The 12,952-nt window shown below is 65.0% G+C and carries 11 protein-coding genes; 6 read left to right on the forward strand and 5 right to left on the reverse strand.

Features of this window, described 5'->3' with window-relative positions:
• Positions 1-438, reverse strand: coding sequence for a cytochrome c-550 PedF (gene pedF / locus PIN01S_RS07740; RefSeq protein WP_084334988.1), 438 nt, complete (start codon positions 436-438; stop codon positions 1-3).
• A 531-nt stretch (positions 439-969) separates the two neighbouring features.
• Positions 970-1,407 carry a cupredoxin domain-containing protein gene (locus PIN01S_RS07745; protein ID WP_084334990.1) on the reverse strand — a complete coding sequence of 146 codons (438 nt, stop codon included), beginning with the start codon at positions 1,405-1,407 and terminating at the stop codon, positions 970-972.
• Positions 1,408-1,564: 157 nt separating this feature from the next.
• Here PIN01S_RS07745 and PIN01S_RS07750 point away from each other — a divergent pair, with 157 nt between their 5' ends.
• The 6 genes from PIN01S_RS07750 to agmR all read left to right on the forward strand — a co-directional run bounded on the left by PIN01S_RS07750 (position 1,565) and on the right by agmR (position 6,950).
• Entirely contained in the window at positions 1,565-2,761 is a 1,197-nt protein-coding gene (locus tag PIN01S_RS07750) for an ABC transporter substrate-binding protein (protein ID WP_084334992.1), read from the forward strand.
• 43 nt (positions 2,762-2,804) lie between these two features.
• Positions 2,805-3,767, forward strand: coding sequence for a YVTN family beta-propeller repeat protein (locus tag PIN01S_RS07755; RefSeq protein WP_084335035.1), 963 nt, complete (start codon positions 2,805-2,807; stop codon positions 3,765-3,767).
• A complete protein-coding gene (locus tag PIN01S_RS07760) occupies positions 3,764-4,483 on the forward strand; it encodes an ABC transporter ATP-binding protein (RefSeq protein ID WP_084334994.1) in 720 nt (239 codons plus the stop codon). The genes PIN01S_RS07755 and PIN01S_RS07760 overlap by 4 nt, the downstream gene beginning before the upstream one ends.
• Positions 4,480-5,316, forward strand: coding sequence for an ABC transporter permease (locus PIN01S_RS07765; protein WP_084334996.1), 837 nt, complete (start codon positions 4,480-4,482; stop codon positions 5,314-5,316). Before PIN01S_RS07760 ends, PIN01S_RS07765 begins: the two co-directional genes overlap by 4 nt.
• Before the next feature lie 301 nt (positions 5,317-5,617).
• Positions 5,618-6,163 carry a PQQ-dependent catabolism-associated CXXCW motif protein gene (locus PIN01S_RS07770; protein ID WP_084335037.1) on the forward strand — a complete coding sequence of 182 codons (546 nt, stop codon included), beginning with the start codon at positions 5,618-5,620 and terminating at the stop codon, positions 6,161-6,163.
• Positions 6,164-6,284: 121 nt separating this feature from the next.
• Positions 6,285-6,950 carry a response regulator AgmR gene (gene agmR / locus PIN01S_RS07775; protein ID WP_084334998.1) on the forward strand — a complete coding sequence of 222 codons (666 nt, stop codon included), beginning with the start codon at positions 6,285-6,287 and terminating at the stop codon, positions 6,948-6,950.
• 65 nt (positions 6,951-7,015) lie between these two features.
• Here the strand turns inward: agmR and nahK are convergent, their stop codons facing one another.
• The 3 genes from nahK to PIN01S_RS07790 all read right to left on the reverse strand — a co-directional run bounded on the left by nahK (position 7,016) and on the right by PIN01S_RS07790 (position 12,948).
• On the reverse strand, positions 7,016-9,655 hold the full coding sequence (gene nahK, locus PIN01S_RS07780) for a hybrid sensor histidine kinase/response regulator NahK/ErcS' (protein WP_084335000.1): 2,640 nt from the start codon (positions 9,653-9,655) through the stop codon (positions 7,016-7,018).
• Positions 9,585-10,748 (reverse strand): nitric oxide-sensing protein NosP, encoded by a 1,164-nt coding sequence (gene nosP / locus PIN01S_RS07785; RefSeq protein ID WP_084335002.1) that lies wholly within the window; start codon positions 10,746-10,748, stop codon positions 9,585-9,587. The genes nahK and nosP overlap by 71 nt, the downstream gene beginning before the upstream one ends.
• 1,021 nt (positions 10,749-11,769) lie before the next feature.
• Positions 11,770-12,948: a porin gene (locus PIN01S_RS07790; protein ID WP_084335004.1), complete on the reverse strand. Its 1,179-nt coding sequence runs from the start codon at positions 12,946-12,948 to the stop codon at positions 11,770-11,772.
• Positions 12,949-12,952: the final 4 nt, after the last annotated feature.

A 12,952-nucleotide genomic window follows, 5' to 3' on the forward strand; every position in this document is an offset into this window, starting at 1 on the left:
CTACTCCGAGACGGCGACGCTTTCCAGGTAGGTACGGATCGCCCAGAGCGCTTCCTGGCTCAGGTAATCGGCCATCCGCGGCATGTACACGGCGCCGTCGCGCACCGCACCGTTGATCACACGCTCCTTGAACCACTCGTCGCCTTCGATGCCGGCTTCGAGATAACGCAGGTCAGGGGCGATGCCGCCGGAGATGGCTTCCAGGCCATGGCAGCGGGCGCAGTTCTGGTTGTAGGCGGAAGTACCGATCTCGACGGCCTTGGCGTGCTTCTCGTAAGGCTCGCGGTAGGGGTTCTCGTCGCGCCACTCGGCGCCCAGTTGCTCCAGGTCGGAAGTGTTGACCGCCTGCGGGGTGACGTCGCCATGTCCCATGACCAGCCCGGAAGCGCTCAGGATCCCTGCGCCGATCAGTGCACGCCATGCGATGTTCTTGTTCATAACTCCACCCTCTTCGTAATGCTGTGCAAGGCCAGGCGCCCCGGCGGAGCGCGTTGAGTCGAATCTTAGGAAGGGTGGCGTTATCCCAGTATCCTGCTTTGGTTTTCAGCGACTACTCCCTTGGTAGTAGGGCGTACGACCAAGGCCAAAAGAGGAGTCGTGCGGGAGCTGTTCAGGATTGGTTCGCTGAATGACGAGAAGCGGCGCGGCCGGGGATCGTATGTTGGGGGAATGGGGCTGATTTGAGGATGGTGACAGGCTTGACTCCGCCCCCTCACCCTAGCCCTCTCCCCAGAGGGGCGAGGGGATCGACCGTGTAGGCTTCAGGTTCATGGCCTGGGCGACACAACGGCGAGAAAAGCTTCAGACGAAGCAACGACAAACGCAAAACCTTAACCCCCGCACAAACAACCCCCTCGCCCCTCTGGGGAGAGGGCTGGGGGCGCCCGGCGTAGGGTGAGGGGGCGGCCCATCTGGCCCCTCAACCGCCGAGCCCAAACACCGATGTCCCCAAACGAGACCATACGGTAATCAGCGAACCACGAAGCGTCCGGACATGCCCTTGGCTTCCAATCCCTTGCAGTAGAACGGGAAGCTGCCCGGCTTGATCGGCACGAAGAAGATTTCCGCCTGCCCGGCGTCCTCGAACTCCAGCTCGGTGAGGGTCATCGCCTTGATCTCCACCCCACCGGCCTCGACCTTGCGCAGGAAGATCGACACCGCGAATTCCGGTGCCTGGAAGGCGCATTCCTTCTGCCCGTGGGAGATGACCTTGAGCTGGTAGGCCTTGCCGGTCTCCAGCGAATACTCGTTCTGCGAGATGAAGTAATCGCTGTCGTCCGAGCCCAGCACCAGGTCCGGCAGCGGCTGGGTACGGCGGGTCAGATCGCCGGCGGCGTGGACCTTGTCGAAACCGATCAGGCTGGCGATGAGTAGCAGCGGCAGGAGCAAGGCTTTGAACAGTTGCATGGCGGGTCCCTTTTCTTGTTATGGATGCACGGGACCATCCTAGGGGCGCAGCGCCCCGGACAACCTACTACCTTGGTACCGGCCAACTGGTACTTTCTTCATATTTCCCGCCCCCTCCGGGCTTCCTATGCTGGCAGCAACCCTGGAGGAATTGCCCATGCGCCTGCTCGCGATCCACGGCCTGGCCTACCTGCTCGCCATCGCCAGCGCCGCTCTGCTCGCCACCCACAGCCAGGCTGCGGACGGCGAACTGCAGGTGCGCATCGGCTACCTGGCCTACCGTCCCGATCCCGGCCCGCTGCTGTCCAACGTCATCCCCGAGCCCGACGATGCCGGCCTGCGCGGCGCCGAGCTGGCGATCACCGACAGCAACAGCACCGGCCGTTTCCTCAAGCATCGCTATGACCTCCAAGTGGCGGACAGCCCCAACCCCGAAGCCCTGTTGGATGAGGCACGCCGGCTGCATGCCGACGGCCTGCGCCTGTTCGTGGTCAACGCCCCGGCCGACAGCCTGCGCCAGCTCGCCACCGCGCTGCCGGACAGCCTGCTGTTCAATGTCGGCAGCGCCGACGACGGCCTGCGTCTCGACGCCTGCCCAGGCAACGTGCTGCACAGCCTGCCCAGCCGCGCCATGCTGGCCGATGCCCTGGCTCAGTTCCTTGCAGTACGCAAGTGGACCCGCTGGCTGCTGATCGTCGGCACCACCGCCGATGACAAGGCCTACGCCGATGCCCTGCGCCGCGCGGCCAAGCGCTTCGGCCACAAGATCGTCGCGGAGAAGCCCTGGACCTTCGATAACGACCAGCGTCGCAGCGCCCAGGCCGAGATGCCGCTGTTCACCCAGACCGCCGAGTACGACGTGGTGCTGGTGGCCGACGAGCGCGGCGACTTCGGCGAATACGTGCCCTACCAGACCTGGTACCCGCGCCCGGTGGCCGGCACCCAGGGGTTGACCCCGACCGGCTGGCACAAGACCGTGGAAACCTACGGCGCCGCCCAGTTGCAGAAGCGCTTCGAGGAGCATGCCGGGCGCTGGATGAACGACCGCGATTTCGCCGCCTGGATCGCCGTGCGCAGCATTGCCACCGCCGTGACCCGCCTGCGCGACACCGCACCGGCGGCGATCCGCAGCCTGGCACTCTCCACCGACCTGCCGATCGACGGCTTCAAGGGGCGCAAGCTCAGCTACCGCGCCTGGGACGGCCAGCTCCGCCAGCCGATTCCGCTGGTCCACCCACGGGCGCTGGTGTCCACCTCTCCGCAGGATGGCTTCCTCCACCCCAGCAGCGAGCTGGACACCCTGGGCCTCGACGCTCCGGAAAGCCGCTGCCGGCTGAGCGACGCGCGCCTGTGACGCTGCCCCCATAACGACAAGAGAAAACGCCATGCCCACTGCCCTGCCGACCCGCCTCCTCGCCACCGCCCTGCTGCTGGCCGCCGCCGGCCCGGCCCTGGCCGCCACCGCCTATGTGTCCAACGAGAAGGACAATACCCTCAGCGTCATCGACCTGGAGCGCATGGAAGTCACCGGCACCCTGGAGGTCGGCATGCGCCCACGCGGCCTGGCGCTGTCCCACGACAACAAGCTGCTCTACATCTGCGCCAGCGATTCCGACCGCGTGCAGGTGCTCGACCTGGCCAGCGGCAAGATCGTCAAGGAACTGCCCTCCGGCGCCGACCCGGAACAGTTCGCCCTGCACCCCAACAACAAGTGGCTGTACATCTCCAACGAGGACGATGCACTGGTCACCGTGGTGGACGTGGACAGCGAAGAGGTGCTGGCGCAGATCGACGTCGGCGTCGAGCCGGAAGGCATGGCCGTCAGCCCGGACGGCAAGTGGGCGGTGAACACCAGCGAAACCACCAACATGCTGCATTGGATCGACACCACCACCCATCAGTTGGTGGACAACACCCTGATCGACCAGCGCCCGCGGCATGTCGAATTCAGCAAGGACGGCAGCCAGCTCTGGGCCTCGGCGGAGATCGGCGGCACCGTCACCGTGGTCGACGTGGCGAGCCGGCAGGTGCTCAAGAAGCTGAACTTCCAGATCAAGGGCATCCACCCGGACAAGGTACAGCCGGTGGGTATCCGGCTGACTTCGGACGGCAAGTACGCTTTCGTCGCCCTCGGCCCGGCCAACCACGTGGCGGTGGTGGATGCGAAGACCTACGAGGTGCTCGACTACCTGCTGGTGGGCCGGCGCGTGTGGCACATGGCGTTCTCCCCGGACGAGCGCCTGCTGCTGACCACCAACGGCGTCAGTGGGGATGTCTCGGTGATCGATGTGGAGAAGCTCAAGGTGAGCAAGTCGATCAAGGTGGGCCGCTATCCCTGGGGCGTGGTGGTGAAGCCATGAGCGCCCTGGAGCTGCACGGCGTCGGTTTTCGCTACGCCACCCGGTCGGCGCTGGAGGACGTTTCCTTCAACGTCCCGCCCGGCCACTTCACCGCCCTGCTCGGCCCCAACGGCGCCGGCAAGTCTACCCTGATCGCCCTGCTCACCCGTCTCTACGACCTGCAGCAGGGCGACGTCAGCGTCTACGGCTGTTCCCTGCGCCAGCAACCGCGCCTGGCCCTGCGCCAGCTCGGCGTGGTGTTCCAGCAGAGCACCCTGGACCTCGACCTCAGCGTCGAGCAGAACCTGCGCTACCACGCCGCCCTGCATGGCATGCCGAGGAAGCTCACGGCGGCGCGGATCGACGAGGAACTGGCCCGGCAGTCCCTGACCGAACGCCGTCGCGACAAGGTGCGCCTGCTCAACGGCGGCCACCGCCGCCGCGTGGAGATCGCCCGCGCGCTGCTGCACAAACCGCGCCTACTGCTGCTCGACGAGGCCAGCGTCGGCCTCGACCCGGCCAGCCGGCTGGCGCTCAACCGCCACGTCCGCCAACTGTGCCGCGACGAAGGGCTGAGCGTGCTCTGGACTACCCACCTGCTGGACGAGGTGCAGGCCGACGACGACCTGCTGATCCTCGACCGGGGCCGTCTGGTGGCCCAGGGCCGCGCCGCCGACCTGGGCGGCGACGACTTGGCCGCCGCCTTCGAACGCCTGACCCGGCGGGAGGCGGCATGAGCACTCCGGAATCCGCGTTCGGTGCCGCATCCCGCCTGGGCCCTGGCGCCTACTGGGAATGCCTGCGCGGCATCGTGGTGCGCGAATGGCTGCGCTTCGTCCAGCAGCGCTCGCGCTTTCTCAGCGCCCTGGTCCGCCCGCTGCTCTGGCTGCTGGTGTTCGCCGCCGGTTTCCGCGCCGCCCTGGGCATCGCCATCATCGAGCCCTACGACACCTACATCACCTACGAGACCTACATCGTCCCCGGCCTGGCCTGCATGATCCTGCTGTTCAACGGCATGCAGGGCTCGTTGTCGATGGTCTACGACCGCGAGATGGGCAGCATGCGCGTGCTGCTCACCAGCCCGCTGCCGCGTGGCTTCCTGCTCTGCGGCAAACTGCTGGCGACGGCGCTGATCTCGCTGCTGCAGGTCTATGCCTTCCTCGCCATCGCCTGGTTCTATGGGGTGCAGCCACCCGTCGCCGGCCTGCTCGCCGCCCTGCCGGCGTTGCTGCTGGTGGCGCTGTTGCTCAGTGCGCTGGGGCTGCTGTTGTCCAATGGCATCCGCCAACTGGAGAACTTCGCCGGGGTGATGAATTTCGTCATCTTCCCGCTGTTCTTCCTGTCCTCGGCGCTCTACCCGCTGTGGAAGATGCGCGAGGCCAGCGAGTGGTTGTACTGGATCTGCGCGCTCAACCCCTTCAGCCATGCGGTGGAGCTGGTGCGCTTCGCCCTCTACGAACGCCTCAACGGCCTGGCCCTGGCGGTGTGTCTGGGCTTGACCCTGGTGTTCGCCGTCCTCGCCGTGCTCAGCTTCAACCCCCAGCACGCCGCCCTGCGCCGCGCGGCCTGAAAGGCCGCCATCCCTCCTTCCGGATTGCGCCAAGGCTTATCCCGGCTACATCCCGTGTAGGGGCGAATTCATTCGCGATGGGGTGACGACCATGCCTAGTCAATCGCGAATGAATTCGCTCTCACAGGAATGGCCGGGTGCAGGGGCCAATAAATTCGTCTCTGCACTGATCACGCCTTGCCGTGAAACACCTCCCACCCCGATTTACTACTTTGGTAGCGGTTTTCCCCTCCATCGTAGGATTCCCAAAGCACTGCCACTTCTTTGTAATGACCGCATCGAAAGGCTCGGGTCAGCCATGATGTCGAAGATGCTCGCTACGCTGTTGGCGGTTCTGGGGTTCGCCCCCCTGGCCATGGCGGCCACGCCGGACCCAGCGCTGTTTTCCGTCGACGGCTACCGTATCGACCGCTACCGCAGCCCGACGCCGGCCCAGGCCGATGGTGCCGTCACCCTCGATACCCCTGCCCTGCAAGCGCTGCTGGAATGCCAGCCGAAGCCGCTGCTGGTGGACGTCTACCGCCTGCCCTGGCTGCACGGCCGCTTCGTCGAGGACGAGCCGCACCGTAACATCCCCGGCAGCCTATGGCTGCCGAACACCGGCGACGGCGTGCTGGAACCGTCCTGGCAGAATTATCTGAGTCGTCACTTGGCAGCCGCGACCGAGGGCGACAAGCGCCGCGCTATCGTTTTCTATTGCCGATCCGACTGCTGGCTGTCCTGGAACAGCATCCGGCGCGCTCGCGCGCTGGGCTACGAATCGCTCTACTGGTACCGTGACGGTATCGACGCCTGGCAACAGGCCGGCCTGCCATTGCAGGCCGCCGAACCGGCACCGTACCCGTAAGACAAGAAGAGGAGCCTTCAGGAAGAGGGACATCCGAGGGAGCGGAACGGGGCCTGCCACCCCGAACGATAAGTTGCTTGATTTGCCAAACTTATAACGACAAGAACCGAGGTGAACGGCCGTGTACAAGATTCTGATAGCCGACGACCATCCGCTGTTTCGTGAAGCCATCCATAACGTCATCAGCGACGGCTTCCCCGGCAGCGAAGTAATGGAGACCGCCGACCTCGACAGCGCCCTGGCCCTGACCGAGGAGCACGACGATCTCGACCTTATCCTCCTCGACCTGAACATGCCCGGCATGCACGGTCTCAACGGCCTGATCAACCTGCGCAACGAGGCGCCCACCATTCCGGTGGTGATCGTCTCCGCCGAGCAGGACAAGCAGATCGTGCTGCAAGCCATCACCTACGGCGCGGTGGGCTTCATCACCAAATCCTCGCCGCGCGCGCAGATGACCGAGGCCATCGAGCAGATCCTCAACGGCAACGTCTACCTGCCGTCGGACATCATCCGCACCCAGAAGAACTCGCCGCGCCGCAGCCACCACGAGGAAAGCAGCATCCCGCCGGAACTGCTGCAGGCGCTGACCCGCAAACAACTCTTGGTGCTGGAACGGATGACCAAGGGCGAGTCGAACAAGCAGATCGCCTACAACCTGGATATCGCCGAAACCACGGTGAAGGCCCACGTCTCGGCGATCCTGCGCAAGCTCAACGTGCACAACCGGGTACAGGCGATTCTCTCCGCCGGCGACATCGACTTCGCCGCCTACCTGCGCCGCTGAGCCTGCTTTCCAAGAGGGTGAACCGGCCCCTCTCCCGTAAACGGGAGAGGGGAACAAACGAGGCCTCAGCCGTGCCTCTCCAACAGATGACTCATCGCCGTCTTCAACTTCATCGGCCGCACCGGCTTGTGCATCAGGGTATGACCCAGCTCGCGCATCTGCTGCTTCAGTTCGTTGCTGTAGTTGGCGGTGATCATCAGCGCCGGTAGCGGCGCGGCGCGGCGGGCGTTGATCGAGGCGACCACGTCGACGCCGTTGAGGTCGTTGTCCAGGTGGTAGTCGGCGATCAATAGATCGGCCTCGTCATGGAAGTTGTCCACTTGCCGTGCCAGGTCCTCCTCGGACAATGCGGTCACCACCAGACAGCCCCAGCCCTCCAGTAGCGTGCGCATGCCGGCGCAGATCGCCGCGTCGTTATCCACCACCCAGACCCGCGCCCCGCGCAGCCGTTCCACCAGCAACTCCGGGGTGTCCAGCGCCTGGCGCACCCGTGCCGCACGCTTGGCCAACGGCACCTCAATGGCGAACATCGAGCCCTTGCCCGGCTGCGAGGCGACGCGGATGCGGTGGCCGAGCATGCGGGCAATCTTCTCGACAATGGCCAACCCGAGACCGAGGCCACGATCCTGGTTGGGCCGCGCACCCTCGCCGCGCTTGAACTCCTGGAATATCTCGCCGAGTTTGTCCGCCGGGATGCCGATGCCGGTATCCCAGACTTCGATAGACAGGCTCTGGCGCACGCGCCGGCAGCCGAGCAGGATGCGCCCCTGGCGGGTGTAGCGGATGGCGTTGGTCAGCAGGTTACGCAGGATGCGCGCGAGCAACTGGGTGTCGCTGCGCACCAGCGCCGAGCTGGGGATGAAGTCCAGTCGGAGCCCTTCGCTGGCGGCGAGCTGGCGGAACTCGGCGGCGAGGTTGTCGAGCAGTTCGCTGACCGCGAAGGAAGCGATGTCCGGCTTGATCACCCCGGCGTCCAGCTTGGAGATGTCTACCAGGGTGCCGAGCAGGTTTTCCACATCCTCCAGGGAGTTGCTGACGTTGCGGATCAGCCCGGCACTGGCGGTCGGCTCGCGCTGTTCCAGCAGGGCGCTGGTGAACAGCCGCGCAGCGTTCAGGGGTTGCAGCAGGTCATGGCTGACCGCGGCGAGGAACTTGGTCTTCGACAGGTTGGCCTGCTCCGCCTCGCGCTTGGCCTCGCGCAGGCGCGATTCCACCTGGGCACGCTCCTCGATCTCGCGGCGCAACTGGTCGTTGACCGTGGTCAGCTCGGCGGTGCGCTCGCGTACCCGCTGCTCCAGGTTCTGGTAGGCCTGGTGCAGCGCCTCGGCGGTGCGGCGGCGCTCGGTGATGTCGCGGATCAGCACGAAGATGCCCACCACCTCGCCGTTGGCCAGGCGGTTCGGCACATAGGAGCGCAGCATGTAGCGTTCCTGGCCGGTGAGGTTGGTCTCCGCCACCTCGAAGGTGATGCTCTCCCCGGACAGCGCCCGCTCGATGTAGGGTTCCAGGCGCCGGCAATGCTCTTCGCTGTGCACTTCGCGCAGGCTCTGGCCGAGCATGGCGCCACGCGGCCAGCGATACCACTCCTCGTAGACCTTGTTGGTGAATTCGTAGACCAGGTCGGCGGACAGGTAGGCGATCAACGCCGGCACGTGGTCGGTGATCAGGCGAATCCAGCGCTCGCTCTCGCGCAGCGCCTCGGCATGGCGGTAGCGTTCGGTGATGTCGGTGAAGGTGTTGACGAAGCCACCGGTGGGCAGCGCGTGGGTGCGGATTTCCAGCATGCGGCCGTCGAACAGGCGCTGCTCCACCTCGCGAATCGGCCGGCCGTTGGCATCGCGGCTGTCCGGCGTGAGCAGTTGCAGTTCGCTTTCCGCCATCACCTCGGCGAACGGCCGGTGCGCACCGATCGGCGCCAACCCGCAGAGCTCGAGGAAGCGGCGGTTCCACAGCTCCAGCGCACCGTCGGTGCCGACCATGGCCACGCCCTGGGACAGGTTATCCACCGCCCGTTGCAGCAGGTGCGACTTCTGCGCCAGGGCCTGCTCGCGGCGAGCGGTTTCGCTGATCTTCACCTCGGTGATGTCGGTGTAGAGGATCACCAGCCCACCCTCGCGGGTCGGTCGTTCGCTGACCTGCACCCAGCGGCCGTCTTGCAGGCGGTAGATCAGGTGCTCGTCATCGCCGCTGCTGCGGTGCTCCTCGACGATCAGCCCGGTGCTCTCGGCCAGCCGCTTGATCTCCGACAACCGGGTGCCGGCACCGATGCGCGCGCGGGTACGCGCCCAGAACGATTTGAAGCGGCTGTTGAAGAGGACGATGCGCTGCTCCTTGTCGAACAGCACGAAGGCGTCGGAGATACTCTCGATGGCATCGATCAGGTGCTGGTGAGCGGTCTCGGCGCGCAAGCGGGCGTCGCTGAGCAACTGGTTGCTGGCCTTCAGCTCGGCCATCGCCTGGTTGAGCGCGTCGGTGCGCTCACGCACCTGCTCGGCCAGCACCACCGAGTGCTGGAAGGCGGCGTAACTGTCGTCGCGGCGCGAAGCACTGGATTCGACGCGCTCGATCAGCGCAGCGTTGATCCGGCGCAGCTTGCGGTTGTCGCTTTCCAGCGCGGCCAGCCGCGCTTCCAGGTCAACGACATACGCTTCCACCGGGTCGTCCGATGACGACGCCGGTGAAGGTCTGGTTGATATGCATGCCATTGAACTGTTCTCCGTAGGTGTTGAAACCGATCACCCGTTGGCGTCGAAGAAACTCCGCGGTCCGCTCCACGCTACCGTCGGCTTCCACTTCCAGGCGACGCAGGAAACAGTCGCAGCCGATGGTCAGCAACGGCGGACCAAGGCGGCTTTCTAGGCGCTCGAACTGCGCCTGCAGGTTGGGCAACAGCGGCCCGGGAGTCATGGCGGTGAGGACGATGCCGTTCTCCACCGCGCAATAAAAAGTCAGGCTGAGGTCGTCGTTGACCCGCTGCACGGAGCGCACGTAGTACTGCTCGTTGATCCGCACCGCCAGCGGATGGGCGGCGAACAGGCGCAGGTCGAGGTCTTCCACCGCCACGCCGATCTGCTGGGCGTACTCCAGCGCCGCCGGCTCGGCATTCAACTCGTAGACCCGCCGCGTCGCGCTGTCGGCGCGGGTCACCACCAGCTTCTCCGCGCGCGGCAGGATGTGATGGGTGGAAAACACCTCGAACTCCAGCCAGGTGTTGACCAGCACCACCACCGCCGCGCCGGCATGGAAGCGCCCGCCGTAGTACACGTGGGTATGGGTCAGGTGGTTGTCGTCGCCGGCCGAACCGCCGAAATGCGGGATGCTGCCGAACGCGGCACTGAGCGCGGCGAGCACCACCTCCTCGCGGCTGGAGAGGCCATCGAGCAGGGTCAGGGCGAAGCTATGGCCCTTGATCGGCGCCAGGGAATTACCCCGGCAATCGTTGACCAGGCGCTCCACCAGTTGCTGCGCATCGAGCAGGCTGAAACGCTCCATCTCGTCGATCAGCGCGCTGGCGATGGAAAAGCTGCGGTGATCGAACCCCACCGCACTGACGCAGCCCCGGCCGTAGCCCAGCGGCGTGATCTCGCCGGCGGTGGTACAGCCGATCACGTTGATACCGCCGAAATACTGCTCCAGGGCATCGCCCAGGGCGTCCAGGTCGTATTCGGCGGAGCAGAAGAACAGCACGAAACCGAGGTGCGGGTGGATCAACTGGCGCGCCAGGTCCTGGGCGACCACCTCGGCTTCCCGTGCGCTGGACATCGCGGTGACGACGCCGTCTGCCAGACCTTCTTGCATGTTCGCCCCGCCTATAACCCCACTGATTACAGGTTGATTCTACGGAGGGGTGACGGGGGGCCGTATCCTACTTGGGTAGTGGCGGGGGACCTCCCAAGGTAGGGGGTGGTGATCGGCGAGAGCTGGTGGCGAACAGCGGCCAAAGCCGCTTTCGTGCCTGGCTGAAGCCTTGGTTTAGGCCAGTTGGGCGATGTGGGGGCTTAGCGGTAGGAAGCGTCTCCGCCCAAGGTTCTTGTCTTTTTTCGGGGGAAATCGCCCTTGATACCGGACTGGCAAGTTTGTGTGATCGTTGGTTAGTGCGCTGGCTGATTTCCGTGTGTTGTTGACACTTCTGGTTGCGCCTCCCGGCGCCTCACTTTTCTTTCGAAAGAAAAGTAAGCAAAAGAAACCTTCCCCGGCATCCGGGTCTCGCTTCGCTCGACTCCCCTCCTTCCGGCACTGCTCCGGGGGCCGGCGTACAAGGGCCGTCCCTGGCCCTTTACGCCTCTCGCGACATCCATGTCGCTCGTCCCCCTACGCAGCGCCTCCACTCGGCCTCCTGACGGGGATTTGTCCGCGCCTGGAGCACCGTGCGCCAAAGCCAACAGCCAACAGCCAACAGAAGCCTGTTTGATTACACCAAGAGGTTGGGCCGGGATTCGGTCCCCTCAGGAGGCCGAGCGGAATCGTTGTGTAAGGGGTTGAGCGGCATGGATGCCGCGAGAGCCATGATGGGCCAGGGATGGCCCTTCATGGCGGGCCCCTGGAACAACGATGGAGGGAGGGAAGTCTCGCGAAGCGAGACCCGCATGCGGGGTGCGCTTTCTTCTTGGTTACTTCTTCTTTGCGCATTTCAAAGAAGAAGTGACTCGCCGGGAGGCGAAACCAAAACGTTCCCCCGAAACACAGAAATCAGCCAGCGCACTGGCCAATAGACACAAGAGCAAGCGACAAACTTGCCAGTCCAACATCAAGGCTCTCCATATGCTGCGAAGAGCCAAATAAAAAGAGCGGGCCCAATGGACCCGCCCTTGCGCAATCGTTACCAGGACAACACAGCCCCCACCGCGAAAGTGTCGGTGTCCTCGTTCAGCCCACTCCCTTCCGCCGCATCGATCTCGAACTGGTTGTACTCGGCCACCAGCTTGAGGTTGTCGTTCACGTCGTGGAAGAAGGCGATACCGCGGGTCTCGTAGTCGGCGGCGACGCCCAGGCCGTTGCCGTCGTCCTTGGTCTTGCCGTAGGACAACGCCACGCGGTTCTTGCCGAAGCGATAGGAGCCTTGCAGCAGGTAGCCGTCGCTGTCCACCTCGCGCAGCGTGGCTTCGCCGGCGTTGTTGGTGAAGAACGGATTGATGCCCTTGGCCTGGAAGCCCGAGGCGGTCAGGGATACCGCGCCCATCTTGGCCTGCACGCCGTAGCCGAGGCCCTTGGAGGTGACTTCGTCGACGGTGGAGTCGGTGTTGTCGGAAGTCTGGTAGCCGCCGTTGATCCAGGAGTAGATCTGCGCGCCGGCCAGGTCGAACTGGTAGGTGATTTCGGATTCGAAACGCGGGTTTTCCTGGTAGGCCTTGCCGGTGGCGCTGTCGTCGTTGGTGTCCACCGGGTCCATGATGCCGACCGCGATGCGCAGGCCGTCCATCACCGGAGAGCGGTAGGTGATCTGCGAGGTCGGGAACGGATAGGGGTAGCCGCTGCCGATGTTGCCGAAGGACACGCCGCCGCCGTCCACCAGGCCGAGGGTGTCGCTGACCTGGCCATAGCCGGCGAGCAGTTCGTCGAGCAGGATGTTGGAACGGGCGAACAGGCCGAAGTCCTTACCCACCAGCACTTCGCCCCAGTCGCTGGCGACGGTGCCGTAGAACTGACGGACGTCGATGGCGGTGTCGGTGCCGTTCTGCTCGCTGTCGTTGATGGTGACCCAGAAGGACGAGCGGCCGCCCAGTTTCAGGTCGCCGACCTGCTTGCCCATGTTGAAGCCGATCCAGTTCGGCAGGAAGCCCATCTTCACCCGCGACTGGCGACGGTCAAATTGCTCGCCGTCGCGGTCCACGTCGCTGTTCACGTAGAAGGCGTTGATGTAGCCATCGGTGGAGAAGGTGGTGTCGTTCTGGTCGTACAGAACGATTTCCGCCATGGCCGGTTGCGCAATGGTCAGCGCCACGGCGCTCGCCAGGGCGAGGGGTAGGAATCCGCTGCGCGCGATGTTGTTCTTGTTCATTTCG

It is taken from the genome of Pseudomonas indica NBRC 103045 (assembly GCF_002091635.1).
Taxonomy (GTDB): Bacteria; Pseudomonadota; Gammaproteobacteria; order Pseudomonadales; family Pseudomonadaceae; genus Pseudomonas_M; species Pseudomonas_M indica.